Annotated in this window: 23 protein-coding genes and 1 tRNA gene; 12 read left to right on the top strand and 12 right to left on the bottom strand. The window is 70.5% G+C overall.

The genetic code is table 11. The annotated features are described in order from the left end of the window. Positions 1-144 precede the first annotated feature (144 nt). From ABG090_RS09190 to ABG090_RS09170, 5 genes are all read right to left on the bottom strand, one after another. Positions 145-933: a PspA/IM30 family protein gene (locus ABG090_RS09190; RefSeq protein WP_347754181.1), complete on the bottom strand. Its 789-nt coding sequence runs from the start codon at positions 931-933 to the stop codon at positions 145-147. Positions 934-1,017: 84 nt separating this feature from the next. Next, positions 1,018-3,123 (bottom strand): TPM domain-containing protein, encoded by a 2,106-nt coding sequence (locus ABG090_RS09185; RefSeq protein WP_347754180.1) that lies wholly within the window; start codon positions 3,121-3,123, stop codon positions 1,018-1,020. A 185-nt stretch (positions 3,124-3,308) separates the two neighbouring features. Further along, entirely contained in the window at positions 3,309-4,022 is a 714-nt protein-coding gene (locus ABG090_RS09180) for a hypothetical protein (RefSeq protein WP_347754179.1), read from the bottom strand. Continuing rightward, positions 4,019-4,519 carry a sigma-70 family RNA polymerase sigma factor gene (locus tag ABG090_RS09175; protein WP_347754178.1) on the bottom strand — a complete coding sequence of 167 codons (501 nt, stop codon included), beginning with the start codon at positions 4,517-4,519 and terminating at the stop codon, positions 4,019-4,021. The genes ABG090_RS09180 and ABG090_RS09175 overlap by 4 nt, the downstream gene beginning before the upstream one ends. Positions 4,520-4,568: 49 nt before the next feature. After that, positions 4,569-5,231 carry an FMN-binding negative transcriptional regulator gene (locus ABG090_RS09170; RefSeq protein ID WP_347754177.1) on the bottom strand — a complete coding sequence of 221 codons (663 nt, stop codon included), beginning with the start codon at positions 5,229-5,231 and terminating at the stop codon, positions 4,569-4,571. A 410-nt stretch (positions 5,232-5,641) separates the two neighbouring features. Between ABG090_RS09170 and ABG090_RS09165 the strand changes: the two genes are divergently transcribed. Both ABG090_RS09165 and ABG090_RS09160 read left to right on the top strand, forming a co-directional pair. Further along, entirely contained in the window at positions 5,642-6,121 is a 480-nt protein-coding gene (locus tag ABG090_RS09165; protein ID WP_347754176.1) for a hypothetical protein, read from the top strand. A 12-nt stretch (positions 6,122-6,133) separates the two neighbouring features. Continuing rightward, on the top strand, positions 6,134-6,571 hold the full coding sequence (locus tag ABG090_RS09160) for a hypothetical protein (RefSeq protein WP_347754175.1): 438 nt from the start codon (positions 6,134-6,136) through the stop codon (positions 6,569-6,571). A 235-nt stretch (positions 6,572-6,806) separates the two neighbouring features. Here the strand turns inward: ABG090_RS09160 and ABG090_RS09155 are convergent, their stop codons facing one another. Continuing rightward, positions 6,807-8,678, bottom strand: coding sequence for a phosphoenolpyruvate carboxykinase (GTP) (locus ABG090_RS09155; protein ID WP_347754174.1), 1,872 nt, complete (start codon positions 8,676-8,678; stop codon positions 6,807-6,809). A gap of 170 nt (positions 8,679-8,848) precedes the next feature. On the opposite strand from ABG090_RS09155, the gene ABG090_RS09150 reads away from it, so the two are divergent. After that, positions 8,849-10,282: a helix-turn-helix domain-containing protein gene (locus tag ABG090_RS09150; RefSeq protein WP_347754173.1), complete on the top strand. Its 1,434-nt coding sequence runs from the start codon at positions 8,849-8,851 to the stop codon at positions 10,280-10,282. 110 nt (positions 10,283-10,392) lie between these two features. Then, positions 10,393-11,025, top strand: a complete 633-nt coding sequence (locus ABG090_RS09145; RefSeq protein WP_347754172.1) for an arsenate reductase ArsC — start codon at positions 10,393-10,395, stop codon at positions 11,023-11,025. A 62-nt stretch (positions 11,026-11,087) separates the two neighbouring features. On the opposite strand, the gene ABG090_RS09140 is transcribed toward ABG090_RS09145, so the two are convergent. From ABG090_RS09140 to ABG090_RS09115, 6 genes are all read right to left on the bottom strand, one after another. Continuing rightward, positions 11,088-13,247, bottom strand: a complete 2,160-nt coding sequence (locus tag ABG090_RS09140) for a heavy metal translocating P-type ATPase (RefSeq protein WP_347757577.1) — start codon at positions 13,245-13,247, stop codon at positions 11,088-11,090. 244 nt (positions 13,248-13,491) lie between these two features. Continuing rightward, positions 13,492-13,824, bottom strand: a complete 333-nt coding sequence (locus ABG090_RS09135; protein WP_347754171.1) for a cation transporter — start codon at positions 13,822-13,824, stop codon at positions 13,492-13,494. A gap of 74 nt (positions 13,825-13,898) precedes the next feature. Continuing rightward, positions 13,899-14,210, bottom strand: coding sequence for a metal-sensitive transcriptional regulator (locus ABG090_RS09130; RefSeq protein ID WP_347754170.1), 312 nt, complete (start codon positions 14,208-14,210; stop codon positions 13,899-13,901). 41 nt (positions 14,211-14,251) lie between these two features. Beyond that, on the bottom strand, positions 14,252-14,845 hold the full coding sequence (locus ABG090_RS09125) for a TetR-like C-terminal domain-containing protein (RefSeq protein ID WP_347754169.1): 594 nt from the start codon (positions 14,843-14,845) through the stop codon (positions 14,252-14,254). Between the two features lie 142 nt (positions 14,846-14,987). Further along, positions 14,988-15,060 (bottom strand) — tRNA-Arg (locus ABG090_RS09120). A 129-nt stretch (positions 15,061-15,189) separates the two neighbouring features. Further along, the gene (locus tag ABG090_RS09115; protein ID WP_347754168.1) at positions 15,190-15,825 is read right to left on the bottom strand and encodes a TetR family transcriptional regulator; all 636 of its coding nucleotides are present in this window, start codon (positions 15,823-15,825) and stop codon (positions 15,190-15,192) included. A 431-nt stretch (positions 15,826-16,256) separates the two neighbouring features. Here ABG090_RS09115 and ABG090_RS09110 point away from each other — a divergent pair, with 431 nt between their 5' ends. The 8 genes from ABG090_RS09110 to ABG090_RS09075 all read left to right on the top strand — a co-directional run bounded on the left by ABG090_RS09110 (position 16,257) and on the right by ABG090_RS09075 (position 25,422). Beyond that, positions 16,257-17,873, top strand: coding sequence for an ATPase, T2SS/T4P/T4SS family (locus tag ABG090_RS09110; protein WP_347757575.1), 1,617 nt, complete (start codon positions 16,257-16,259; stop codon positions 17,871-17,873). Further along, entirely contained in the window at positions 17,870-19,120 is a 1,251-nt protein-coding gene (locus ABG090_RS09105) for a type IV pilus twitching motility protein PilT (protein WP_347754167.1), read from the top strand. The genes ABG090_RS09110 and ABG090_RS09105 overlap by 4 nt, the downstream gene beginning before the upstream one ends. Next, positions 19,117-20,340: a type II secretion system F family protein gene (locus ABG090_RS09100; RefSeq protein WP_347754166.1), complete on the top strand. Its 1,224-nt coding sequence runs from the start codon at positions 19,117-19,119 to the stop codon at positions 20,338-20,340. Before ABG090_RS09105 ends, ABG090_RS09100 begins: the two co-directional genes overlap by 4 nt. 84 nt (positions 20,341-20,424) lie before the next feature. Then, a complete protein-coding gene (locus tag ABG090_RS09095) occupies positions 20,425-20,850 on the top strand; it encodes a prepilin-type N-terminal cleavage/methylation domain-containing protein (protein WP_347754165.1) in 426 nt (141 codons plus the stop codon). 72 nt (positions 20,851-20,922) lie between these two features. Continuing rightward, positions 20,923-22,224 carry a carboxypeptidase regulatory-like domain-containing protein gene (locus ABG090_RS09090; RefSeq protein WP_347754164.1) on the top strand — a complete coding sequence of 434 codons (1,302 nt, stop codon included), beginning with the start codon at positions 20,923-20,925 and terminating at the stop codon, positions 22,222-22,224. Next, a complete protein-coding gene (locus ABG090_RS09085; protein ID WP_347754163.1) occupies positions 22,221-22,886 on the top strand; it encodes a type II secretion system protein in 666 nt (221 codons plus the stop codon). Before ABG090_RS09090 ends, ABG090_RS09085 begins: the two co-directional genes overlap by 4 nt. Beyond that, entirely contained in the window at positions 22,883-24,598 is a 1,716-nt protein-coding gene (locus ABG090_RS09080; RefSeq protein ID WP_347754162.1) for a hypothetical protein, read from the top strand. Before ABG090_RS09085 ends, ABG090_RS09080 begins: the two co-directional genes overlap by 4 nt. Then, positions 24,595-25,422, top strand: a complete 828-nt coding sequence (locus ABG090_RS09075; RefSeq protein WP_347754161.1) for a prepilin peptidase — start codon at positions 24,595-24,597, stop codon at positions 25,420-25,422. Before ABG090_RS09080 ends, ABG090_RS09075 begins: the two co-directional genes overlap by 4 nt. Positions 25,423-25,429 lie beyond the last annotated feature (7 nt).

Below are 25,429 nucleotides of genomic sequence, written 5' to 3'. Positions count from 1 at the left end.
GAGCCCTCGCGCGCAGCGCGAGCGCGTCACGAGACCGGTCCATTCCGTAGGTCGAGGAGCACTCGCGCGCAGCGCGAGCACGTCACGAGACCGAAGACGAGGTGCCGAGCACCAGCCCGACCCCTCGTCCCCTTCAGCCTCGGCTCAGCGGTCGACCACCTCAGCGTCGACCGCGTCGCCCGACCCTTGCTGCGACTGCGACGAGCCCGACTCCACCGCCTGCTGCTCGCGATGCTTCAGCGCGGCCAGGCGCGCCTCGATCTCGGTCTGGCGACCGACGTCCTCCAGCGCCTCGAACTGCGCGTCGAGCGACGAGGCGGCGAGCTCCTGCTGGCCCATCACCTTCGCCTCCTCGCGGCGGATCTTCTCTTCGAAGCGGCCGATCTCGCTGGTCGGGTCGAGGATGTCGATCGACTTCACGGCGTCGTGCACCTGCGACTGGGCGTCCGCGACCTTCGCGCGGGCGATGAGCTCGGAGCGCTTCGACTTCAGCTCGTCGAGCTTCCCCTTCATCGTGTCGAGGCCGGTCTTCAGCTTGTCGACCACCTCGTTCTGCGACTGGATCGACGGCTCGGCGGCACGCGCCTCCGACTCCGACTGCATCTGCTTGCCGATCGCGACCTTGGCGAGGTTGTCGAACTTCGCGGCGTCGGCCGAGCCCGAGGCGCGCAGGTCATCGGCACGCTGCGAGGCCGCGAGCGCCTTGCGGCCCCAGTCCTCGGCCGCGCGCACGTCCTCCTGGTAGTCCTGCTCCTGCAGGCGCAGGTTGCCGATCGTCTGAGCGATGGCTGCCTCTGCATCGGCGATCGAGTTCGTGTAGTCACGAACCATCTGGTCGAGCATCTTCTCCGGGTCCTCGGCCTGGTCGAGGAGCGCGTTGATGTTGGCCTTCGCGAGCTGCGCGATGCGGCCGAGGATGGACTGCTTGGACATGGTGTTCCTTCCTGCGGGTTGCCGCCGTTGGCGGCCGGTCGATGGTGTCTGTCGGATGTGGTGCTGGGGTCTCGTGGTCGCTGGTCAGTTGCCGAAGCTGCCGCCTCCGCCGCCGAAGCCGCCTCCTCCGCCGCCGAAGCCGCCGCCGAAGAATCCGCCGCCGCCGCCGCCGAATGAGCCGCCGCCGCCGGAGAAGAGGTCGCCGAGCCCGCCGCCGCCACCGCCGCCGGAGCCGCCGGCGAACGGGTCGGAGTAGCCGCCGCGGCTGCCGCCGCCGGCGTCGCGCATGATGTCGCCGAGGATGTAGCCGAGCAGGCCACCGGTGAGCATGTCGCCGCCGCGCCCACCGCGGGAGCCGCGGTAGTACGGGTTGCGGGCCTGCCCGCCCCAGCCGCCGATGTCACCCGAGGCATCCCGCATGGCCTGCTCCGCGTGCTGCGACGCCGCTTGCGCGAACTGCGCTGCCTGCCCCGGATCCTGCTGCTGCAACCGCAGCGCCTGCGCGAGCTCCTGCTGCGCGGTCGCCAGCAGCTGACGGGCGTGCGAGCCGACTGCGATGCGGCGCGTGGCGATGAAGTCCTCCGCCCGGTCGATGTTGGCGCGAGCAGAGGCGATCCAGCGCTCGAGGCCTGCCTGCTGACGCATCGCCTGCGCGCCGCTCTCGCGCACCTGTCCGGTCGCCTCGTCGAGGCGCTGATTCGCCCGCTGCAGGTTCGCGAGCACGGTGAGCGTGTCGGTGGGGCGCTGCTGGGCGACCGCCACCTGCTCCTCAACGTGCTGGATGAGCGGGCCGAGGTCGGTCGTGGCCGTGCTGCGCAGCGTCTTCGCGGCAGCGATGTCGCCGATCGAGTCCTGCACGAGGTTGTCGAGCTGCCGCCTGGAGTTGCCGAGGTCGCCCTCGGCGCGCTCCACCGCGGCCAGCAGGCCGGATGCCTGCGCGAGCGCCGCCTCGGCGGCGTGCACGGCCAGTGCCGCCTCGGAGCCGTTGGACGCCGCCACGGCCGCTCGACCCGCCGCGAGCGACTCGTCGATGTTCGGCAGCTGCCGCTCGGCGCCCGCGATGTTCTCGCGCACCGGGTCGATCGAGGCGCCCGAGTGCACGTCGTCGAGGCGGTCGAGGATCTGCTTCGCATTCGCGATCCGGCCGTCGAACGCCTGCCGCGACTGCGAGAGCTGCTCCAGCACCTGCGGGGCGTTCTGCTCCAGGTCGCGCAACTGGCCGAAGGAGGTCGCGTGGCTCGCGAGCTCGGTGCCGGCGCCGTGCGCGATCTGCAGGATGCGGCTCGACCACTCGTGCACTTCCTGGTCGGTGTCGGGAAACGCGTCGTCGAGCTGCTGCTGCAGCTGGAACGCCTCCGTGAGCCCGCCCTTCGCCTTGTCGAGCGCCTCGCGATAGGGGCGCACGGCCTCGTCGCCGAACTGCGCGCTCGCGAACGCGAGCTCCTGCTCGCTCTGCTGCACGGTGTCGTCGAGCTGCACGAGCGCGATGTCCGCGCGCTGCTTGAGCTCCTGGAGGCTGAGCTGCTGCTGCTCGGCGGCGACCCGCTCGCCCTTGCGCTTCCGACTCGTCCGCACGCCGCGCGAGATCGCCCACGCGCCGCCGCCCACGACGACCGCGCCGCCGACGAGTGCCACGACAGGCCAGACCGCCGAGCCGTCGACGTTGACTTCCGTGCCGCCGTCGGTCCCGCCGGTGTCGCCGGTGCCGCCGTTCGCGAGCGCGTCCGCCACCGCATCCGCGGTCGCCATCACGCCTCCCGCCACGTCGCCGTTGTTGAGCGCCGGCAGCAGCGCGCTCTGCGCCACGGCGTCGACGTCGCTGTCCGAGAGCGGATACCCGCTGGCGCGCGCATAGCCCCACTCACTGTCATCCCACGCGACCGTCAGCAGCAGCGCATCCTGACCGAGCCCCGAGGCCTCCGCGCTCGCGACCGACCAGTCGATGCGCGACATGCCGTCGTAGGAGTCGACCACCACGGCGTAGACGTCGCCCTCGGAGGCGGCATTGTGCTGCTCGAGGTAGCTGTTGACCTCGTCGACGTCGCCCGAGAACTGACCGGTGGTGTCGACGAAGGCGTCTCCGGCCAGATCGACCGGATCCTCGGTGACGAGCGCACCGGCCGAGAGCCCCAGCAGTCCTGCGGCGCCGAGCGCCAGCACGGTCAGTGGGCGGACGATCCGGACCTGCATGTGCGCTCCCTGCCGTCGGCGTCTCGGTTGCCGACCTGGCGCGAGTCTAGCCAGCGCATCTTGCCGCGAGCCATGGCGCAGGGGCGCCGGGTGCCGCTTTCAGCGAACGGTCGCGCGTGGTCGCCGCCGAGCACGCGGCGCCGGTCGCAGCGGTGCCCGACGGACCCGCCTGCGACCGCCAGCGCTCATTCCCAGGGCGAGCCGGCGACCGCGATCGGCGCCGCGCCATCCACGCCCACGATCGCGACGGGCGTGGGGGCGGATGGGGTGCCCTCACCGCACGCACCCGGCTCCAGCGTCGCCGTCGCCACGGTGAGCGCCGCCGTCTCGCCCGCCTCCAACACGATCTGCTCGCGGCTCTCGCCCGGCTCGACCCGGGCGACGCCGTCGCTGACGGCGAACGCATCGATCGAGACAGTCGTGACCCGAGCGCCGTCGTCGCCGACCACGCGCACCTGCACCGGCGTCGCTCCGCCCGGCCGCTCGGCGAACGCGAGCACCAGCCCGAGCTCGCCCGCGCGCTGCAGGCCGCAGAGCGGTGCCGCTTCGGTGGTGGCCGGCGCGGCCGCGCTCGCTCCCGAGTCCGGCTGCGCGTTGTCGCTGCCGTCGGTGTCTTCTTCGCCGCCGCCCTCGCCGCCGAAGTCGGGCGATGCAGGGGCCGATTCGGGATTCGCCCCCGAATCGACCGAGACGCTCGTGCCCGGCCGCAGTCCGGTGATGCCCGGTGCGACGAGCGGCGCGAACAAGAGCACGCCCGCGACGGTCGCGGCCGAGGAGAGCGCGATGGTCTTCGGGCGCCGGCGCCGCTTCGCGCCCGCGAGCACCGCATCCGCGTCCAGGTGCGCGCTCGGGGTCGGGATGTCCTGCAGCCGTCTGCGCAGCTCGTCGTCGTGGTTCACGCGCGGCCCTCCCGCTCCAGGATCTCTCGCAGCTTGTGCAGCGCATCCGACAGGTATCGCTTGACCGCGCCCGACGAGATGCCGAGCTCTGCGGCGATCTGGTCGACGGTGCGGTCCTCGTCGTAGCGCAGCACGATGCAGGCGCGCTCGCGCGGGCTCAGCCGCTGCAGCCGCGCCGCCATGTCGAGCCGCTCACCGGTCAGCGTCGAGCCGGAATCGACCCGCTCGCGCTCGCCCACGAGCGGCGCGATCCTGCGCCACCGCTGCCCGCGGCGCGCCCGATCGAGGAATCGGTTGGCGATCGCCTTCCGCACGTAGGCCTCTGCCTGCTCGACCTCGAAGCCGTTGCGCAGCCGCCCGAACGTGGCTGTGAGCGCATCCTGCACCATGTCGCGGGCCTCCTCCTCATCGCCGCTGAGGAGCATCGCGTACCGCACCAGCGCATCGCCGCGCTCCGCGACGAGCTCTGCGCAGACCTGCTCCCACCTGGCTGCCACGAGACTCCCTCTGCTCTCTAAGACGAACGACCGCGGTCGAAGGTTGGGGTCAGTCTGCCGTGGCCGCAGTCGAGGCGGGCTCGTCGGTCGCGGCGAGGCGCATGCGCGCGGCGAGACGGGGGTTGGCTGCGTCGAGGTGCGCGAGCACGGATGCGCGCGTCTCCTCCGACTTGTTCTGGCTCATCTTCGCCTTCGCATCGAACGAGCGCACGGTGAGCCGCAGGCCGACCGTGCCCATCGCCATGCCGCGGTTGCCCTCGTCGTCGAGGTCGAGACGCACGCCGTGCTCGGGCGCGTACTGCCGCTCGAAGTGGGCGACGAGGCGGCGCAGCGTCTCGAGGTTCGCCTCGGCATCCAGCACCGCGACGTCGCAGGTGAGCGTCGCCTGCTCGAAGTTCCAGGTGGGAATCTGGCCGGCGTCATCGCCCAGGTACCAGCTGGGGGAGACGTAGCCGTGCTCGCCCTGCGCGATCGCGAGCATCGTGTGCGGGCCGGGCTCGAGCAGTCCATGCAGCCGCGCATCCGCCCGACCCAGGTGCGTCTCGAGCACGATCGTGTCGCCGACGCCGGCGTCGTCCGGTGCCAGCAGCACGGGCGACGGCGAGGCGACGGGGCCGGATGCGGGGTGCGAGATCAGCTGCATCCACGGCGCGCGCCCGATGAGGTCGCGCACCTCCGATGCACCGATTCGATAGAGCGGGTTCGGCTGCATGCCCCCCATCGTCGCGCACTCGCGCCCGTTGCGGCGCCTCGCGCGCTCCCGCGCGCCGCCTCCCGCTCCCGCGCGCCGCGCCCCGCGCCGCCTCCCGCTCCCGCGCGCCGCGCCGCGCGCCGCCTCCCGCTCCCGCCGCACGCCGCGCCCCCGCCGAGCCTCACGCCGCGCCGCGGCCGAGCCCCCCGCCTCTCACCGCGCCCCACCCCCTCCGCCCCCTCCGCCCCGACGCGCGGCAGATGTGTCGCAAGCGGCTCGCAAACGCCCGCTTTGCGAGCCGGTAGCGACATTTCTCGCACCGGTGGGTCGAGCGCCGCGGGCGTCGACCGCAGGCTCGGGGCGCTGTATCTCTCCACATGCGAGCACTCGCGTTCCGCGAGCGGATGCGCGCCTGCCGCATCCTCCGTTCCATGCGCCCCCACACGCCCCTGCCGCACCCGTTCGACGAGGGAGCATTCACGCTCGCAGCCGCGCGGCGGGCGGGCGTCGGCACCGGGCGGCTCCGTGGCCGCGACCTCGAGCGGCCGTTCCGCGGCGTGCGCTCGGCCCCGATCACCGCCGTGCGCGAGCTCGCGCTCGCCTACGCGGAGCGGATGCCGCCGGACCACGCCTTCGCGGGACGCACCGCGGCGCGACTCTGGGGTCTGCCGCTCGCCCAGGAGTGGACGCGCGAGGAGCCGCTCGACGTCGCTCGACCCGCTCGGTCCAACCGCGCTCGCTCCAAGGGCATCCGCGAACTCGCTGTCGACTCCGGGCGCCTCGGCCGCGTCGTGCCCGACGGCCTGCTTGTGCTCGATCCGCCGTCGACCGCGCTCACGCTCGCGCGCGAGCTCTCGCACGAGCACCTCGTGCAGGTGATGGATGCGCTGCTGACGCCAGCCAAGCGCTAGCCCCAGCTGCGATTGCCGCGAGAGCAGGGCGATGCCTACGCGACGCCGGAGCAGCTGGCCGCATTCGCTGAGCGCTGCGCGGGGCTCGCGGGCGTGCCGGCGCTGCGAGCGGCGCTGGCCGACGCGCGCGTGGGCTCCGAGTCGCGATTCGAGACGCTGACGAGGCTCCTGATCGTCGAGGCGGGACTGCCGGAGCCGCAGGTGCATCCGCTCGTGGTCGTCGACGGCATCGACCTGCATCCCGATCTCGGCTATCCGCGGCTGAAGATCGCGATCGAGTACGAAGGTGACGGTCACCGCGAGCTCACGACCTGGATCCGCGACATCGACCGCTACGCACGGCTCGAGGCTGCGGGCTGGATCATCGTGCGGATCACCCGAGGCGATCTCGCGCGCCGCGGAGCCGCCCTCGTCGAGCGAGTGGCGCGAGCGCGGGCCCGCCGCGCGTAGCGCCCCGATGCCGCGGCATCCCCTGTCCCTCGCCGTCGCCCGCACCCCAACCAGCCGCAGAGTTGTCGCTATCGGCTCGGAAGAGCCTCGCTTGCGAGCCGCAAGCGACAACTCTGCCGACGGGCGGGCGGGCGGGCGGGGCGGGAGAGGGGCAAGAGGGGCGGCGAGGGCGAGGGCGTAGGGAGCGCGAAGGGCGCGGCCCCCGAGGGGATCGCGCCCTTCGGCAGCGAGCGGGTCAGACCAGCGCGGCCTGCGCCTGCAGCGCGTGCTCCAGGCGCCACCGCACGTGGTTGAGCTGGCGCACGAGACCGGTCGGCAGCGAGTGTCCGAACTGGCCGAAGAACGCCTCCAGGTCGACCAGCTCGGTGAGCCACGCCTTGGGCTCCACCTCGAACAGCTCGGCGAGCACCTCGGGGTCGAGGTCGAGGCCGTCGAGGTTGAGCGCACCGGACGCCGGCATGACGCCGATCGCCGTGTCGACGCCCTCGGTGGTGCCGGCGACGCGGCCCGCGATCCACTCCAGCACCCGAGCGTTCTCGCCGAAGCCGGGCCACAGGAATCCGCCGTCGTCGTCGCGGCGGAACCAGTTGACCGAGAAGATCTTCGGCGCGTGGCGGCCGAGGCGGTGGCCCATGTCGATCCAGTGCGAGAAGTAGTCGCCCATGTTGTAGCCGCAGAAGGGCAGCATCGCGAACGGGTCGCGGCGGATCTCGCCGACGGTGCCCTCGGCCGCGGCCGTCTGCTGGCTCGAGACGGTGGCTCCGATGTAGACGCCGTGCTCCCAGTCGCGGGCCTGCATCACCAGCGGCACCTGCGTGGGGCGGCGGCCGCCGAAGATGATCGCGTCGAGCGGCACGCCCTGCGGGGCATCCCAGTCCGGCGCGATCGATGGCGCCTGCTCCGCACGCACCGTGAAGCGGGCATTCGGGTGCGCTGCCGGACCGTTGGCCGGGTCGTACGGGCGTCCCTGCCAATCCGTGAGGCCCTCGGGGACCTCCTTCGTCATGCCCTCCCACCAGACGTCGCCGTCCTCGGTGAGCGCCACATTGGTGAAGATGGTGTCGTGCTCCATCATCGCCATCGCAGTGGCGTTGGTCTTCTCGCTCGTACCGGGCGCGACGCCGAAGAAGCCGTTCTCGGGGTTGATCGCCCACAGCCGGCCGTCGCTACCGGGGCGCATCCACACGATGTCGTCGCCGAGCGTCTCCACGGTCCAGCCGGGGATGGTGGGCTGCAGCATCGCCAGGTTGGTCTTGCCGCAGGCCGAGGGGAATGCGCCGGCGAGGTGCATGGTGCGGCCATCCTCGTGCCGCATGCGCAGCAGCAGCATGTGCTCGGCGAGCCAGCCCTCGTCGCGCGCCTGCACCGATGCGATGCGGAGCGCGAAGCACTTCTTCGCCAGCAGCGCGTTGCCGCCGTAGGCCGACCCGAACGACCAGATCTCTCGCGTCTCGGGGAAGTGCGAGACGTAGCGGGTCGAGTTGCACGGCCACGGCACGTCCTGCTCGCCGTCCGCGAGCGGCACACCGACCGAGTGCACGGCAGGTACCCAGTCCGTCGTGCCGTGCATCGCCTCCAGCGCGGCAGTGCCGACGCGCGTCATGGCGTGCATCGAGGCGACCACATAGGGGGAGTCGGTGATCTCGATGCCGAGCTTCGAGATGGGACCGCCGACCGGCCCCATCGAGAACGGGATGACGTACATCGTGCGGCCGCGCATCGCGCCGTCGAAGAGGCCGCCAAGCACCTGGCGCATCGCGCTCGGATCGCGCCAGTTGTTCGTCGGGCCCGCATCGCGCTCATCCTCGGCGCAGATGAAGGTGCGGCTCTCCATGCGAGCGACATCGTCAGGGTGCGAGCGCGCGAGGTAGCTGTTCGGTCGCTTCGGCACCGGCACGATCGTGCCGGCCTCGAGCATCACATCGACGAGGCGCTGGAACTCCTCCGGCGTGCCGTCAGCCCATTCGATGCGTGCGGGCTCCGTCAGCTCGGCGATCGACGCCACCCAGGCGACGACGCCGGGATCGGCGCCCTCAGGTGCGTTGACCCGGGACGGCTTCACGGGCTTGGCGGATGAGCGGGTCGGCGCGGGGGGAAGGATCGTCATGGTTCGAGTCTTCTGCGCCGGGCGAGCGTGCGGACCGCAATGCTTCAGAAGAAAGTTCGCATCCTTCACACTCACGAAACTTACCGCCACAGGGGTGGCGTGAGCAAGCTCAGAACATCGCTTCCAGGAAATATGGCGAAGATTCAGTTGAACTTTCGTAGACTGGGGCAATGGTCGACGCAGCAGTTCTCGGGCACCGCATCCGGCATTTCCGCACGGCAGCGGATCTCACCCTCGATGCGCTCGGCGAGCGCATCGGCCTCGCCGGCAGCCAGCTCTCGCTGATCGAGAACGGGCATCGCGAGCCGAAGCTCAGTCACCTGCAGGCGATCGCCGATGTGCTGGACGTCTCCACGTCGCAGCTGCTCGACCCCGAGCCGCCGACGGAGCGCTCGCGGTTGGAGCTCGACCTCGCTCGGCTGCAGGAGGGTGCGAGCTATCAGCGCCTGGGGCTGCCAGCGGTGCGGCCGACGCGCTCCATGAGCGAGGAGACGCTGCGCGCCCTGGTGGGCCTGCATCGGGAGCTGGATCGCCGCGCGCGCGAGGCGATCGCGACACCCGAGCAGGCCCGCAGGGATGCCACGGAACTGCGCCATGCGATGCGGGCTGCCGACAACACGCTGCCGGAGCTCGACGAGCTGGCCGAGGAGCAGCTGCGCGCGGTCGGCTACGAGGGCGGCAGCCTGACGCACCGCACCGTGAGCGAGATCGCGGCGCGGCTCGGCTTCGAGCTCGTCTACGTCACCGATCTGCCGCACTCGACGCGCTCGGTGACCGACCTCGAGACCGGCCGCATCTACCTGCCGCCGGCCTCCATCCCCGGCGGGCACGGCCTGCGCTCGATGGCGCTGCAGGCGATCGCGCACCGCCTCCTCGGGCACCGAGAGCCACACGACTACCGAGAGTTCCTGCGCCAGCGCCTCGAGATCAACTACTTCGCCGCGGCCACGCTCATGCCGCGGACGCGCTCGATCGAGTACCTGCGGCGCGCCAAGCGGGAGCGCAACCTCGCGGTCGAGGACTTCCGCGATGCGTTCGGCGTGACCCACGAATCGGCCGCCATGCGCTTCAGCAACCTCGCGACGCGCGACCTGGATCTCAAGGTCCACTTCCTGCGGGTGCAGGAGGACGGGGCGCTCTCCCGGGTCTACGAGAACGACGGCCTGCCGATCCCGGTGGACGCATCCGGCCATGCCGAGGGCCAGCTGGTGTGCCGCAAGTTCGCGGCCCGCAGCGCATTCGAGCGCACCTCGCGCACGACGGAGTTCTACCAGTACACCGACACCCCTGGCGGCACCTTCTGGTGCTCGACGCAGATCGGGTCGGGCGCCGACGGCGAGTTCTCCATCTCCTTCGGCGTGCCCTTCGACGACGCGAAGTACTTCCGCGGTGCGCAGACCGCGTTCCGCCAGCGCTCCGAATGCCCCGATGAGCGCTGCTGCGCCCGACCGGACGACGCGCTCGCGGGCCGCTGGCGGCACAAGTCCTGGGCATCGGCACGCATGCACCAGCACACGCTCGCGCCGCTGCCGAGCGGCACGTTCCCCGGCGTCGACGACGCGGAGCTCTACGAGTTCCTCGAGCGCCACGCACCGGAGCTCTGATGGCGCTCCTCCGCTGGATGCGCGCGGCTCGCTCCCTGCCGACGGCCGGCCTTGGCAGGCGGTCGGCCCGCCCGTACCCTGGAATCGCCACGTCGACCGAGGGAGCCGACATGACGGGGACCGAGAATGCTGCGGATGCGCCAGAGCAGGTCCTCCGCCGCGGCGCCGCGCAGCTGGCGGCGCAGCACCCGGCGATGGACGAGCGCTCCGTGGAGCGCATCGTGTTCGACTCGCACGCATCCCTCGCTCGGGCAGCGCGCTCCCACGCGCATCTGCCGCCGCTCGCGCTTCGGTTCGCCGCCGACCGGCTGCGGGCGATCGAGCGCGGCGAGCGGCGCGACGACGACGGGCCGCTGCGGATCCTGGTGGAGTCGATCCGCAACGACGGCATCTCGCAGATGGCCGCCGCCTATCTGAACGAGCTCGGCGAGGGCCGGGTCGAGGCGCTCTCGGCGGCGATCAATCCGGCGGTCGAGGTGCTCCGGACCGTCGCTGACGTCATGGAGGAAGACGGGGTGCCGCTCACCGAGCAGTACCCGAAGCCCGCGACCGAGGACGTCGCTCGTGCCGCCGACGTCATCGTCACCATGCTCATCCGTCACCCCTTCGACGCGGTCGAGGGCCAGCGGATCGAAGCCTGGGACTTCGACGACCCCGCGGGTCTCGGCACCGACTCGGTGCGGCGCATCCGTGATCGCGTGCGCCGGCAGGTGCAGGAGTTCCTGGACGAGCTCGACGGCTGAGCTGCCGCTGACGAGGGAATCAGCCCGCGGCGGGTGGGCGGATGCGGTCGCGAGCGCGCAGCTCAGGCCGTCGGCCGGAAGCGGCGCAGCGTCAGCGAGTGCAGCACGACAAAGACGCTCGAGAACGCCATGGCGGCGCCGGCGATCAGCGGGTTGAGCAGTCCGGCCATCGCGAGCGGGATCGCCAGCACGTTGTAGGCGAAGGCCCAGAAGAGGTTGCCGCGGATCGTGCGCAGCGTGCGGCGTGCGAGCGCGACCGCGTCGGCGGCGCCCGCGAGGTCGCCGTGCACGAGCGTGATGTCGGCGGCCTGCTGCGCCGCGTCGGTGCCGGTGCCCATGGCGAGGCCGAGATCGGCGGCAGCGAGCGCGGCGGCATCGTTCACGCCGTCGCCCGCCATGGCGACCTTCGCGCCGCCGGCCTGCTCGGCACGCACGGCGTCGACCTTCTGGGCGGGGGAGACCCCGGCGAGGACGCGCTCGATGCCGACCTCGTCGGCGACGGCGCGGGCGGCCCGCTCGTGGTCGCCGGTCAGCAGCATCACGTCGATGCCGAGCCCCGCGAGCCGCTCGACGGCCGCGCGACTGGAGGGCTTGACCGTGTCACGCACCGCGACGACGGCGCGCATGGTGCCATCCCACGCGATCGCGAGCGCGGTCGCGCCCTTCGCCTCGGCGGCCTCGAACGCTGCGGCGAGCTCGGGCGGCATCGTGACGCCCCAGTCGTCGGCGAGCCATGCCGGCTTGCCCACCTGCACGGCGCGCCCGTCGACCATGCCCACGACGCCGGCGCCCTGCGCGGCGCGCACGTCGGTCGCGACCCGTGTCTCGCCCGCCGCCGCCACGATTGCGCGCGCGATCGGGTGCTCGCTCGCTCGCTCGACGGCGGCCGCGCTGCGGAGTGCCTCGTCGGCATCCTCACCGGTCGCGGCGGTGACGCTCTCCACGCTCATCCGGCCCTCGGTGACGGTGCCGGTCTTGTCGACCAGCATCGTGGTGATGCCGCGGCTCGACTCGAGCACGCGCGCGTCGCGGATGAGGATGCCGAGCTCGGCCCCGCGCGTCGTGCCGGCCAGCAGCGCGGTCGGGGTCGCGAGGCCCAGCGCGCACGGGCAGGCGATGATGAGCGTCGCGACGGCGGCGGTGAACGCCGCGGTCACGTCGCCGGTGAGCACGAGCCAGCCGATGAGCGACAGCAGCGAGAGCACCAGCACGGTCGGCACGAAGAACTGCGAGACGCGATCGGCGATGCGCTGCACGTCGGCCTTGCCGTCCTGCGCGCGCTCGAGCAGCGCGGCGATGCGGCTGAGCTCGGTGTCGGCGCCGACGCGGGTCGCCTCCACCACGAGCATGCCGTGGCCGTTGATCGTGGCCCCGACGACCTCGCTGCCCGGGGTGACCTCCACGGGCAGCGATTCACCGGTCAGCAGCGATGCATCGATCGCCGACGCGCCCTCGACGACCACGCCGTCTGCCGCGACCTTCTCGCCCGGCACGACGCGGAAGCGGTCGCCGACCACGAGGTCGCCGACCGGGATGCGCGTCTCGAGCCCATCGCGGATCACGCTCGCCTCCTTGGCGCCCAGCCGCGCGAGCGAGCGCATCGCCTGCTGGCTCGAGCGCTTGGTGCGGTGCTCGATGGTGCGGCCCGCGAGCAGGAAGACGGTGACGATCGCCGCGACCTCGAGGTAGAGCTCGTCGCCGTGGCTGCCGAACCAGCGCATCTCCATGTGCATGCCGATGCGCCCGGCGTCGCCGAGGATCAGCGCCCACAGCGACCATCCGAGCGCTGCGATCACACCGAGCGAGACGAGCGTGTCCATGGTCGCCGCGCCGTGGCGCAGGTTGACGGCGGCAGCGCGGTGGAACGGCCAGGCGCCCCACGTGGCCACCGGCAGCGTGAGCGCCAGCGCCACCCACTGCCAGCCGGGGAACTGCAGCAGCGGCACCATCGAGAGCAGCAGCACCGGCGCGCCCAGGATCGCGGATGCGGTGAGGCGCGTCGTGAGGCTCGTGCCGCTGGCGTCGCGATCGCCGGCGGCTTCGAGCTCGGGCACCGCGGCGGTGTAGCCGGTCTGCTCGACGGTGCGGATCGCATCCGCGATCGTCACACCGTCGGGCAGCGTGACGCGGGCGACCTCGGTGGCGTAGTTGACGCTCGCCTCGGCGCCGGTCAGCTTGCTCAGCTTGCGCTCAATGCGGTTCGCGCACGAGCTGCAGGTCATGCCGCCGATCTCGAGGTCGACGGTCGTCTGGGTGTCAGTCACGAGCGCCACTATACCCCCTGGGGGTATAGCAGTCCACCTGTGCCCGTCGGTCGAGGAGCGCGCACCGCAGGTGCACGCGTCACGAGACCCCGCTGCCCCGTTGGTCGAGGAGCGTGCACCGCAGGTGCACGCGTCACGAGACCCGCGCGAAGCGCAGAAGCGCCGCCCCCGACCTCGGGGACGGCGCTCTCTGGCAGGAGGCTCAGGCCTCCACGAGCGTGTAGCCGGCCTCGCTGACCGCGGCGCGCACGTCGTCGAGGCGCAGCGGGGCGTCGGAAGCGACCGTGACGGTCGAGCGGCCGCCGGCGACCAGCTGCACGTTGACCTGCTCGACGCCGGCGAGCCCGGCGAGCTCCTCAGTGACGGAGGAGACGCAGTGGCCGCAGGTCATGCCCTCGACCTGGAACGACTGCGAGGTGCCGGCGTCGGTCGACGTGGCCTCAGCCGAGGTGGAGCAGCAGCCGCCGCCGCAGCATCCGCCTGCCTGCTCGTCGGTCGCGGCGGGGGTGGAGGTGATCTCGACGTTCTGGAGCATGGGATGCCTTTCGTTCATGGGTCGCACCGTGGTGCGCCGCGGGATCGTGGTGGTCGGTGCCGGAAGGGGAGCGGTCAGGAGCGCACGAGGCGCGCGATCGCGGCGCTGGCTTCGGCGAGCTTCTGCTGCGCGACCGGGCCGCCCTGGGCGGATGCCTCGGCGACGCAGTGCGCGAGATGATCCTCGAGCAACTGAAGCGCGACGGTCTCGAGCGCCTTCGTGGCGGCCGAGACCTGCGTGAGGATGTCGATGCAGTACACGTCCTCATCGACCATGCGGGCGACGCCGCGCACTTGGCCCTCCGCGCGACGGAGGCGCTTCAGCAGCGCATCCTTGTCGGCGGCGTAGCCGTGGGGAGGTGCCGGGGTTGCAGTGTCAAGGGTCATGATGCACCTATCATACCCCCGAGGGGTATGCGCGACAACCCTCAGGCGGCGACGGCGTTCGCGTGCTCGGGCGTTGCCCAGCTGCGCCAGATGGCGGCGAGCATCGAGGTGAAGAGCGCGTCCGCCTGCTCGGCGCCGTAGTGGCCGAGCAGCTCGAGGGAGATGAAGCCGTGCACGCCAGCGAAGATCGTATGCGTCGTCGTCGAGGCCTCGCCGTGCAGGATGCCCTCGTCGATGGCCGCGCTGACCGCGCGCCGCAGCGGCTCGATCGTGCTCTCGCGAGCCTCGGCGACAGGCACCGAATCGTGAGCCCGGCCGAAGACGACGTGGAACATGGCCGGGTGCGTGATCGCCCAGGCCCGGATGGCGTGCGTGAGCCCCAGGATCCGCTGGATGGGGTGCTCGACCTGCGCCGCCTCCTGCGCGTCGATGAACGATCGCGCGGCGCGCAGCGTGATGGCTTCGAGCAGCTCGCCGCGCGAGCCGAAGAGGGAGTAGACGGCCGACGTGGAGGTGCCGACGGATGCGACCAGCGGGCGCAGCGAGAAGTCTGGGCCGTCGACCGCCATCAGATCGGTCGCCGCCTCCAGCAGTCGCTGGCGCAGGTGCTCATCGTGCAGTCTCGGTCGTCCCATGCGCGTAAGCGTACGCTGTTTTGGGGATATTCTCAGCATTGTCTGCAACGCTGAGCGGTTGCCGTGTCGCACGCCGATGCGCCTGTCCGGCGAGGTCGTCTCTGCACGAACGACGAAGGCGGCCCGCAGGCCGCCGTGTCCGTGCCCCCAGCAGGATTCGAACCTGCGGCCTTCTGCTCCGGAGGCAGACGCTCTATCCCCTGAGCTATGGGGGCCGGGCTGCACGAGGCAGCAGCGCCCAATCTATCACCGCGGCTGACGTTGCTCGCACGCGGCGAGCGCGACCGCCCAGCTCGGAGCTGGATCGAGGCGCGAGGACCGCCTCGGCGCTCCGACCTCAGCGTTCAGGCGTCCGAACTCAAGCCAGCCTCAAGATCGAGGAATGCCTGGTCGACCAGATCGCCGATCGTGCCGGCCGCGCCGTCGGTGTTGTCCCAGACGCGGATCGCGGTCCTCACCGCAGCGGTCGCCGCGCCCGCGACCAGCCTGGGATGGGGGTCGGTCTCCGGGTCGACGCCCGTGCGCTCCGCGATCGCGACGCGGATGAGGCTCTCGAGCTCGTCGAACTGCGCCATGCGGTGCGGCACGAGCGCGGGGTATCGGTCGACCAGCTGCTCCTTGGCGCGCAGCGCGTCGAGCTGCTCCTGCGTCCATCCGCGGAGCGCCGCGGTGAGCACCACGCGCAGCGAGTGCAGCGGCGGCTCGTCGAGGGGGCGCTCGTGCAGCCCCACCAGCAGCTCCACCGGCGCGTTGTTGTAGGCAGCGACGATCGCGGCCTCCTTCGACGTGAAGTAGTTGGAGACCGTGCGGGGAGAGACGAACGCGCGCTCGGCGATCTGGTCGATCGTCACATGGTCGAGGCCGCGCTCGGCGGTCAGCATGAAGGCCGCGTCGGCGATGGTGCGCCGCGCGAGCTGCTTCTTGCGCTCCCGCAGGCCAGCGGGCGGCTCGGCGTCGCCGAGCGGTGTGGCGTCACTCATGGCGACCCGCTGCCGCAGATGCGAGGAGGCGTCTGGCGAGGCGTCGCGGCTGATGCTGGCACGCACTCGTCGGCGCAGCCGTGTGATGGTTCATGGTGCAATTCTGAGCGGTAACGACGTTATCGTCAAGCCGGACAGGCCGAAACCCGAACTTTGCTGAGCATGCACGAAGGCTCCTGAGCAAAACCTGGGCGACAGCATCGTTGCGCTCTGAGCAACACTCGTGTCACGCTCCTCTCGATCGCTTCCCCAGGGCGATCTCCCGAAGCAGCGGGTCCCCAGCCCCGCACCTGTCACGAAGGAACTGTCCCATGCACGCACCGTTCGGTGCGGTCCCTGCGAGCGTCGCGGAGGCCGTCGGCATCGCCAGCGAGCGACGACGCGATCTGGCGTCGTTGACGTACTTGCTGGTGCGCCAGGGCGATCTCTCCATGGCACGCCGCGATGAGCTGGTCGCAGCGGGCGTGGACGATGAGGCTGCGATCCGCATGCTCATCGACGACGGCACCATCTCCGGTGCGCAGGCGGCGCTCGCCAGAGCCATGCAGGCGGGCGTGCCGTTCGTCGTGCTGAGCGAGATCTCGGTGGACAGCGCCGCCGTCGCGAGGGTGCCGAGCGCCACCGCGCGGCGTCACTCGATCCTCCCGTTCGCCGTCGAGGACGGTCGCCTGGTCGTCGCCATGTCCGACCCGGCCGATGTGCTGGCGATCGACGACATCCGTCAGGCCGCCGGCATGCCGGTGCAGCCGGCCGTCGCCGAGCGCGGCGACCTGCTGGCCGCGATCGACCGCTTCCACCGCGCCGATAGCGAGCTGCACGACATCACCGCGACGCTCCAGGAGGATGAGCGCGAGGAGGAGTCGGCGGGCTTCGGCATGGCCGATGCGGCCGATGAGGATGCGCCGATCGTGCGCTTCGTCAACCTGCTCGTCACGCAGGCAGTGCAGGACCGCGCCAGCGACATCCACATCGAGCCCGCCGAGCGATCGGTGCGCGTGCGCTACCGCGTCGACGGCGTGCTGCACGAGATGCCCGGCGCTCCCAAGAACATGCAGCAGGGCATCATCTCTCGCCTCAAGATCATGAGCGACATCGACATCGCCGAACGACGCCGGCCGCAGGACGGCCGCATGTCGGTCATGCACGAGGACCGCAAGATCGACCTGCGCGTGGCGACGCTGCCGACCGTGTGGGGCGAGAAGGTCGTCATGCGCATCCTCGACACCGGCAGCCTGAAGCTCCAGCTCTCCGACCTCGGGCTGCTGCCGCACAACTTCGACCGCTACCAGGCCTCCTTCAAGAAGCCCTACGGCATGATCCTGGTCACCGGACCCACCGGCTCGGGCAAGTCCACGACCCTCTACACGACGCTCAACGAGGTCGCTCGGCCCGAGGTCAACGTGATCACGGTCGAAGACCCGGTCGAGTACCGGATGCCCGGCATCAACCAGGTGCAGGTGCACCCGAAGGCGGGCCTCAGCTTCGCCGCCGCGCTGCGCTCGATCCTGCGCTCCGACCCCGATGTCGTCCTCATCGGTGAGATCCGCGACCACGAGACGGCGCAGATCGCCATCGAGGCCTCGCTCACCGGCCACCTCGTGCTCTCGACCCTCCACACGAACGACGCGCCCAGCGCGGTCACGCGACTGACGGAGATGGGCATCGAGCCCTTCCTCGTCGGGTCGGCGCTCGACTGCATCGTGGCCCAGCGACTCGTGCGCAAGCTCTGCGACCGCTGCAAGCAGCCGGATGCTCGCCAGCCCGAGCAGTTCGCCGCGATGGGCTTCGACGTCGGCCCGACCACGGAGGTGTTCCAGCCCGTCGGCTGCACGCACTGCTCGAAGACCGGCTACCGCGGTCGCATCGCGATCCACGAGGTGATGAGCGTGACCGAGGAGATCGAGCGGCTCACCGTCGCGCGCGAGTCGACTGCCGAGATCGCGCGCGTCGCGGCTTCGCAGGGCATGCGCTCGCTGCGGCAGGACGCGTGGCACAAGGCATCGATGGGGCTCACATCGATCGACGAAGTGGTGCGGGTGATCGTATGACCAACCTCGAAGAAGCAACCGGCGAGACCCGCGCGAGCCTGCGGCAGCGTTCCGCGCAGACGCGCTTCGAGCCCTCGGGCGAGGCGGCACCGGAGCTGCCGGAGCCGCGCGGCGACGAGCAGGATCTGCTGGTCGCGCTGCAGTGGGTCGTGCGCGTCGGGGCATCCGACCTCCACGTGACCGCCGAGTCCCCGCCGACCATGCGCGTCGACGGATCGCTCGTGCCGCTCGAGGAGTTCGGCATCTGGTCGAGGGAGCGTGTCGAGCGCGCGATCAATGCCATCCTCACCGGCCCGCAGCGCGAGCAGTTCGAGCGCGAGCTCGAGCTCGACTTCGCCTTCCAGCTCTCTGACACCGCGCGATTCCGCGTCAACATCTACCAGCAGCGCTCCGCGCAGGGCGCGGCGTTCCGCCTGATCCCCACGCGCATCCGCTCGATCGAGGAGCTCGAGCTGCCGCAGAGCATCTCGCGCTTCGCGACGCTGCCGCGCGGACTCGTGCTCGTCACGGGCCCCACGGGCTCGGGCAAGTCGACGACCCTCGCGGCCCTCATCGACCTCGTCAACCGCACGCGTGCCGAGCACATCATCACGGTCGAGGATCCGATCGAGTTCCTCCACCCGCGCAAGAAGGCGGTCGTGAACCAGCGCGAGGTCGGCCACGACACCCGCAGCTTCGCGTCGGCCCTCAAGCACATGCTGCGCCAGGACCCGGATGTCGTGCTGATCGGTGAGCTCCGCGACCTCGAGACCATCTCGGTCGCCCTCACCGCCGCCGAGACCGGCCACCTCGTCTTCGCGACCCTGCACACGCAGAGCGCCGCGCAGACCATCGACCGCATCATCGACGTCTACCCGCCGCACCAGCAGAGCCAGGTGCGCGCGCAGCTGGCCGCCACGCTGCAGGGCGTCGTCTGCCAGACGCTCGTGCCCAAGAGCGGCGGCCGTGGACGCGTCGCCGCGAGCGAGGTCCTCGTCGCCACATCCGCCATCTCGAACCTCATCCGCGAGGGACAGACGCACCAGATCCCCAGCGCGCTGCAGGCCGGGGCCTCGCTCGGCATGCGCACGATGGATCAGCACCTCGCCGAACTCGTCAACCGCGGCATCATTCGCGAGGAGGCGGCGCGCGACAAGGCGCAGAGCGTCGACGAGATGCTCGACATGCTCACCACCGCAAGCACCGGCGCCGGGCTCGACGCCGGCGTCGACTTCGGTGACACCTTCTCGAGGGGGCAGCGAGCATGACCATCGCGAAGACGTGGCAGTACCGCGGCCGTGACGCTGGTGGCAAGACGGTCAAGGGGCGCATCGACGCGCCGAGCCAGGGTGCCGCCATCTCGCGCATGCGGGAGATGGGGCTGACGCCCGTCAGCGTCGACGAGAAGGGCGCCGGCACCGGCCTCCAGCGCGACATCGAGCTGCCGTTCGGCAAGGGCGTCGGGCTCAAGGACCTCGCGATCATGAGCCGGCAGATGTCGACCATGACCTCCGCGGGCCTGTCGCTGCTGCGGGCGCTGAAGATCCTCGCGGAGCAGACCGAGAACAAGACGCTGCGGAAGCTCCTCGACGAGGTGCGCAGCGACGTCGAGACCGGCGGCTCACTGTCGGGCTCGTTCGCCAAGCACGGCGAGGTGTTCCCGCCGCTCATGGTGCAGCTCATCGCCGCGGGCGAGACCGGCGGCTTCCTCGACGACGCGCTCAACTCGGTGGCGACCTCCTTCGAGAAGGAGGTCAAGCTGCGCAACACCGTGAAGTCGGCGATGGCCTACCCGATGGTGGTCGTCAGCATGGCGCTGCTCGCCGTGGTCGGCATGCTGTGGTTCATCGTGCCGATCTTCGAGAAGATGTTCTCGGACATGGGCGGCGAGCTTCCGCTGCCGACGCAGATGCTCGTCGTGATCTCGGGCAACATGGTGTGGCTCGGGCCGCTGCTCATCATCGGCTCGATCGCCTTCAGCGTGTGGTGGGGCAAGCACAAGCACGACGACGCCGTGCGAGCGGCCGTCGATCCGGTGCTGCTGAAGCTGCCCGTCTTCGGCGTGCTCATGCAGAAGATCGCGCTCGCTCGCTTCACCCGCAACTTCGCGGCCCTGCTCGGCGCTGGCGTGCCCATCGTGCTCGCCCTGCGCGTCGTCGGCGAGATCTCCGGCAACGCCGTGATCCGACAGGCATCCAATCGCATCGCCGAAGCTGTCCGCGAGGGTCGCGCCGTGGCCGACCAGTTGGCGCAGGAGCCCGTCTTCCCTCCCATGGTGGTGCAGATGATCACGGTGGGCGAGGACGCCGGCTCCATGGAGATGATGCTCGCCAAGATCGCCGACGCCTACGACGACGAGGTCGAGGCGACCACGTCCCAGATGACTTCGATCATCGAGCCGATCCTCATCGCAGGCGTCGGGACTCTGATCGGGGCGATGATCGTCGCCCTCTATATGCCCATCTTCACCATCTTCGAGCAGATCTGAGGTGATGGGCCTTCGTGTTCACGCTGCTCCCAGATGACTCTCCCTCTCATCCTGACCCCAACCCCAACACAGATAGGTAAGACCATGCAGAAAATGCTCCGCGTGCTCGGCGACCGCCGTGCTGCACTCCAGAACGGCGAAGAGACCCAGAAGGGCTTCACGCTCATCGAGCTGCTCGTCGTCGTCATCATCATCGGCATCCTCGCCGGCATCGCCATCCCCGTCTTCCTGAACCAGCGCGAGAGCGCCTGGCGCGCCGAGGTCGAGTCGGACCTGAAGAACGCCGCGCTCGCGGCGGAGACGCACGCTGTCCAGAACGCGGGCTCGTACGCGGCGCTCGACGGATCCGAAGCAAACCTCGTGGCTGCAGGCTTCCAGAAGTCCAACACCGCGACCGGTATCACGGTCACCGCGACCGCTGGCGGCTTCACGATCACGGCAGATCACCCGGACCTGGGCGACAACCTCTCGTACGACAGCGCAGCGGGCGGCCTGCAGGCTTGGCCGTGAGCTAAGCCGGCACCAGGTGGCCGCGGCGACATCAGCCGCGGACACGCCCCCACACCAAGAGAGGAGAGCACCTTGCGCAGCATCCGTGCACGGTTCACGCCCGTCGCCGACGGCGACCGCGGCATGACGCTCATCGAGGTCTTGGTGGCGATGTTCGTCTTCGCCATCATCTCGACGCTCGTGCTCTCCTCTCTGGTGCAGATCACCACACTCACCCAGCAGTCACGCGCGCAGCATGTGGCAGCCAACCTCGCCGCGGGCGAGATCGACTTCGCGCACGACACCCCAGATCTCTTCACCCTGCTGAACGACACGCGCGACGTGACGGTCAACGGCACCATCTTCCACGTGCGGCGCGAGACCGCCTGGGTCGGCGACACCAGCTCCACCGTCTCGTGCGGTGGCGGCAACCTGCGCTTCAAGCGCGTGCACGTCACCGTGACGTGGGACGGCATGCGCGCGAGTGCCGAGCCCGTGCGCGCCGACACCCTCATCAGCCCAACCGAGCGCATCAACGATCCCTCCAAGGGCACGGTGCTCGTCTCCATCATCGACTCGATCGGCGAGGGCGTGGGCGGCGCGACCGTCTCGCTCACCGCGACATCGGGCGGCGCGAGCATCCCGAACGTCACGAGCGATGCGCAGGGCTGCGCCTACTTCCTCCAGGTGCCGAAGGGCACCTACGACGTGACGATCGCGAAGAGCGGCTACACGGGCGTGCTGCAGGAGACGCCGCTGCAGCGCGACGTGAGTGTGCAAGCGGGGTCGTCGACCACCGTGGGTCTGCAGTACGACCTCGCGGCGCGACTCGACCTCACCTTCGCGCCGGGCAGCTCCGCTCGCATGCCGAGCTCGATGCCCCTCACACTGCTGAGCACCTATGGCGTTCGCACCTACACGCTGCCGACCACAGCTGCCCGACAGACCGTCGGGGCGCATCCACGCGTCAGCTATCGCGTGGTCGCAGGCGAGTTCCAGCAGGCGAACGGCGATGAGTGCGATGCGCTCGACCCGACGGCCTGGACCGAGGGCATCGTCGGCGTGGAGAATCTCGCACCCGGCGTCGCGACCGAGATCAGCGGCGAGCCGGGCGCCACGGTGACTGCCGACGTGCCGATGGGCATCGTCCGCGTGCCGCTCGCGATCGTGACGCTGCGCGCGACCGCGAGAACCGGTCGTCCGGACGACCCGACCTGCGACGCGAGCATCCAGCTCGAATACAAGAACGTGCCGCTCGGCGGCGTCATCGCGGTGCCCTACGGCACCTGGGAGTTCACGGCAATCGGCTTGCCGGTGAGCGTGACGCCCCTGAGCCGGGGAGCGAACCTCTCTGGGAACGTCGTCACGCTCGATCCCCGCGAGGTGGCGCCATGAGTCGCGCGCCTCGCGACCTCGATCGCGAACGAGGACTGACGCTCATCGAGCTGCTCGTCGCGATCTCGCTGCTGGCGATCGTCACGACGCTGATCACGACCATGGTCGTCTCGGTGTCCCAGAACTTTTCGCGGCAAGAATCGCAGCAGGACAGCACGAACCAGGCCGCGCTGGCGATGCAGAAGATGACGCGCGTCATCCGCGCCGGCACCGAGATCGATTCGAGCGGCTGGCAGCCCGCCCCCGTCTTCTCCGCAGCGGCACCCGGATCCCTGACCATGAACGCCTATGTCGATGTCGACAACACTGATGAAGGACCCACGCGCGTCACGCTCGCCATCAACACCGCATCCGGAGAGCTCGTCGAGACGCGCTACGCCTCCAGCAAGTCAGGCGGCATCTGGGTCTACAGCAGCACCCCCAGCCGCACCCGTGTGATCGCCCGAGACGTGACGTCGGCGGCGCCGTTCACATTCCTGCGCGCCAACGGCACTGCGCTGCCGGCCCGGGTGCTCACCGAGCCAGAGCGGCGCGAGATCGCCGCAGTGCACGTGAGGATCGCCGTGCAGACGCACTCGAACAGCGGCGCCTCGCTGGCGGAGATGGATTCGATCGTGTCGCTGCCGAATCTCGATGTGACTAGGACGAGGACAACACCATGATGCGACGCACCCTGACCGGGCTGCCTGGCGCGCGAGCGATGCGGATGCCTGTGGATGATCGCGAGCGCGGCATCGCGCTCATCCTGGTGATCGGCATTGGGGCGCTCGTGACCGCGCTGATCGCGACGGCCGTCGTCTTCACCGTCTCGGGCATGCGCTACGCGAAAGACGACGTGAACTGGAACGGTGCCCTCAGCGCCGCGTATGCCGGCATCGAGGAGTACCAGAGCTGGCTCTCCGAGAACCCCGACTACGTGCGCTTCGGAAACGACGACGCACCGTTCAGCGCCAGCAGCACCCTGCTCGAGGACCGGAGCAATCCTGCATTCGGCTTCGACGGAGCCTGGGCGACCGTGCCAGGGTCGGACGGCACCGCGAGCTACCGCTACGAGGTGGACACCTCCGCCTATTACAGCGAGGGCGTGCTGCGCGTGCGATCGACCGGACGGGTGGGGGAGGAGACTCGCTCCATCGTCGCCGACCTGCGGCAGTCGGGCTTCGTGCACTACCTCTACTTCACCGACCGCGAGATCCAGGACCCGGCCCTCAACAAGTACGGCAGCGTCTGCTACAGCTATGCCTGGTCGACGCCGCCCCGGCCGACAGGGTGCGGCGTCATCCACTTCGCGTCGAACGACGTCATCGACGGACAGGTGCACTCGAACGACATCATCTATGCGTGCGGATCGACCTTCCGAGCAGCGGTCACCACCTCGTGGAACCCCCTGATCGGGCCCCGCCACCGGTGCACGAGCTCGGGAGGCGCGGCGTCGTTCGCGGTGCCAGATCCGCAGCGCGGGCAGACGCCCTCGTACCTCCCGGTGCTCGGCATGCCCGAGACGAACGGACAGATTCGCTCGGCGGCGGTCGACTCCGGCTGCGTCTACACCGGTCCGACGACGGTGCAGCTGCTCTCCAACGGCAAGATGGTCGTGCGATCGCCGCTGACGCGCAGCGTGCTGCCCTCGTCCGCGGCCTGCGGCGTTCCGGGCACGGGCTCGGGCCAGCTGGGCTCCTCGACGGGCGCCACCGTCTCGGTGCCGGACGCAGGCGCGGTTTATGTGCAGAACGTGCCGTCGGTCGTCGGCGACGCGAACTACCGGAAGGTGCCCAGCGGCTGCGCGAACGGCAACGACGTCGGGTTCCCGCTCTCCAACGAGCACCTCCCCGACACGGTTGCGGGCGTGGCGCCCTACGGCTGCCACAGTGGCGACCTCTTCATCAAGGGCACGCTCAACGGACAGGTGACCTTCGCGGCCGAGAACTTCGTGTACATCACGGGCAACACGACGTACGTGGATCGGGACGACGACATGCTGGGCCTGATCGGCAACAACATGGTCTACGTCTGGAATCCCGAGTTCGAGACCTGCAACAAGAATGGGAAGAACTGCACGTCGTACGGCACCGACTCACCGAACATCACGATCGAGGCCGCGATCCTGTCGCTGCGCAGCTTCGCGGTGCAGAACACGAGCGTGCGCGGCGATGTCGGCACCCTCACCGTGCGTGGCTCGATCGCACAGGCCTATCGCGGGATCGTCCAGGTCATGGGCTACTACGGCAGCGGGTACGACAAGAACTACCTCTACGACCCGCGCCTACGCTTCCGCTCGCCGCCCCACTTCCTCTCGCCGGTGACGACGTCCTACGGCGTCTCCACCTGGATCGAAACAGATCCGGCGATCAACGCAGACGGGACCTGGCGATGATCGCCGCGGCCACCGCGGTCACCGGCGGCTTCGGGCTCCTGATCGGCTCGTTCCTCAACGTCGTCATCTTCCGGGTGCCGGCCGGGCGATCGATCGTGCGACCGCCGAGCGCGTGCGGAGGGTGTGGCAGCGAGATCCGCCCGTTCGACAACGTGCCGGTGCTCAGCTGGCTGCTGCTGCGCGGCAAGTGCCGCGACTGCGCCTCGCCGATCTCGGTGCGCTATCCGTTCGTCGAGCTGCTCACGGGCGTCGCGTTCGCGGCGATCGTGCTGCGCTTCGCGCCCTGGGTGGCATTCGAGACTTCGCTCGCCGCCGGCATCGGCGCCGTCGCCGAGACCCTCGCCTTCCTGGTGCTCGCGGGCATCGGCATCGCTCTCGCCTGGATCGACCTCGACACGCACCGGCTGCCCGACGCGATCGTGCTGCCGTCCTACCCGGTGCTGGCCGCGCTGCTCGGCATCGCCGGACTCGTCACGGGCGACCCGGGCGCCATGCTGCGCGCGGCGCTCGGCGCGGCCATCCTGTGGTCGGGCTACCTGCTCATGGCCTTCGCCTACCCGCGTGGCATGGGGATGGGCGACGTGAAGCTCGCGGGCGTGATCGGCATGGCGCTCGGCTGGCTCGGCTGGCCCGAGCTGGCGGTCGGCGCCTTCGCCGCCTTCCTGCTCGGCGGGCTCTTCGCACTCGTGCTCGCGCTGCTCGGACGGGTGGGTCGCGGCAGCGGCATCCCGTTCGGCCCATGGATGCTCGCTGGCGCGGGCGTCGCGATCTTCGCGGGTGCGCCGATCTGGCACGCATACCTGCGCCTCGTAGGACTGGAATAAGGGGATA

The organism is Agrococcus sp. ProA11 (genome assembly GCF_039880525.1).
Classification (GTDB): Bacteria; Actinomycetota; Actinomycetes; order Actinomycetales; family Microbacteriaceae; genus Agrococcus; species Agrococcus chionoecetis.
Note: the sequence above shows the minus strand (reverse complement) of the source record. Positions and strands in the feature narration are given on the sequence as shown.

Excerpts from the sequence above, each read along its gene's own strand:
- ABG090_RS09190 (WP_347754181.1), bottom strand. The coding sequence starts at position 933 with ATGTCCAAGCAGTCCATCCTCGGCCGCATCGCGCAGCTCGCGAAGGCC.
- ABG090_RS09185 (WP_347754180.1), bottom strand. The coding sequence starts at position 3,123 with ATGCAGGTCCGGATCGTCCGCCCACTGACCGTGCTGGCGCTCGGCGCC.
- ABG090_RS09170 (WP_347754177.1), bottom strand. The coding sequence starts at position 5,231 with ATGCAGCCGAACCCGCTCTATCGAATCGGTGCATCGGAGGTGCGCGAC.
- ABG090_RS09165 (WP_347754176.1), top strand. The coding sequence starts at position 5,642 with ATGCGCCCCCACACGCCCCTGCCGCACCCGTTCGACGAGGGAGCATTC.
- ABG090_RS09155 (WP_347754174.1), bottom strand. The coding sequence starts at position 8,678 with ATGACGATCCTTCCCCCCGCGCCGACCCGCTCATCCGCCAAGCCCGTG.
- ABG090_RS09150 (WP_347754173.1), top strand. The coding sequence starts at position 8,849 with ATGGTCGACGCAGCAGTTCTCGGGCACCGCATCCGGCATTTCCGCACG.
- ABG090_RS09145 (WP_347754172.1), top strand. The coding sequence starts at position 10,393 with ATGACGGGGACCGAGAATGCTGCGGATGCGCCAGAGCAGGTCCTCCGC.
- ABG090_RS09140 (WP_347757577.1), bottom strand. The coding sequence starts at position 13,247 with ATGACCTGCAGCTCGTGCGCGAACCGCATTGAGCGCAAGCTGAGCAAG.
- ABG090_RS09135 (WP_347754171.1), bottom strand. The coding sequence starts at position 13,824 with ATGCTCCAGAACGTCGAGATCACCTCCACCCCCGCCGCGACCGACGAG.
- ABG090_RS09130 (WP_347754170.1), bottom strand. The coding sequence starts at position 14,210 with ATGACCCTTGACACTGCAACCCCGGCACCTCCCCACGGCTACGCCGCC.
- ABG090_RS09125 (WP_347754169.1), bottom strand. The coding sequence starts at position 14,845 with ATGGGACGACCGAGACTGCACGATGAGCACCTGCGCCAGCGACTGCTG.
- ABG090_RS09115 (WP_347754168.1), bottom strand. The coding sequence starts at position 15,825 with ATGAGTGACGCCACACCGCTCGGCGACGCCGAGCCGCCCGCTGGCCTG.
- ABG090_RS09110 (WP_347757575.1), top strand. The coding sequence starts at position 16,257 with ATGGCACGCCGCGATGAGCTGGTCGCAGCGGGCGTGGACGATGAGGCT.
- ABG090_RS09105 (WP_347754167.1), top strand. The coding sequence starts at position 17,870 with ATGACCAACCTCGAAGAAGCAACCGGCGAGACCCGCGCGAGCCTGCGG.
- ABG090_RS09100 (WP_347754166.1), top strand. The coding sequence starts at position 19,117 with ATGACCATCGCGAAGACGTGGCAGTACCGCGGCCGTGACGCTGGTGGC.
- ABG090_RS09095 (WP_347754165.1), top strand. The coding sequence starts at position 20,425 with ATGCAGAAAATGCTCCGCGTGCTCGGCGACCGCCGTGCTGCACTCCAG.
- ABG090_RS09085 (WP_347754163.1), top strand. The coding sequence starts at position 22,221 with ATGAGTCGCGCGCCTCGCGACCTCGATCGCGAACGAGGACTGACGCTC.
- ABG090_RS09080 (WP_347754162.1), top strand. The coding sequence starts at position 22,883 with ATGATGCGACGCACCCTGACCGGGCTGCCTGGCGCGCGAGCGATGCGG.
- ABG090_RS09075 (WP_347754161.1), top strand. The coding sequence starts at position 24,595 with ATGATCGCCGCGGCCACCGCGGTCACCGGCGGCTTCGGGCTCCTGATC.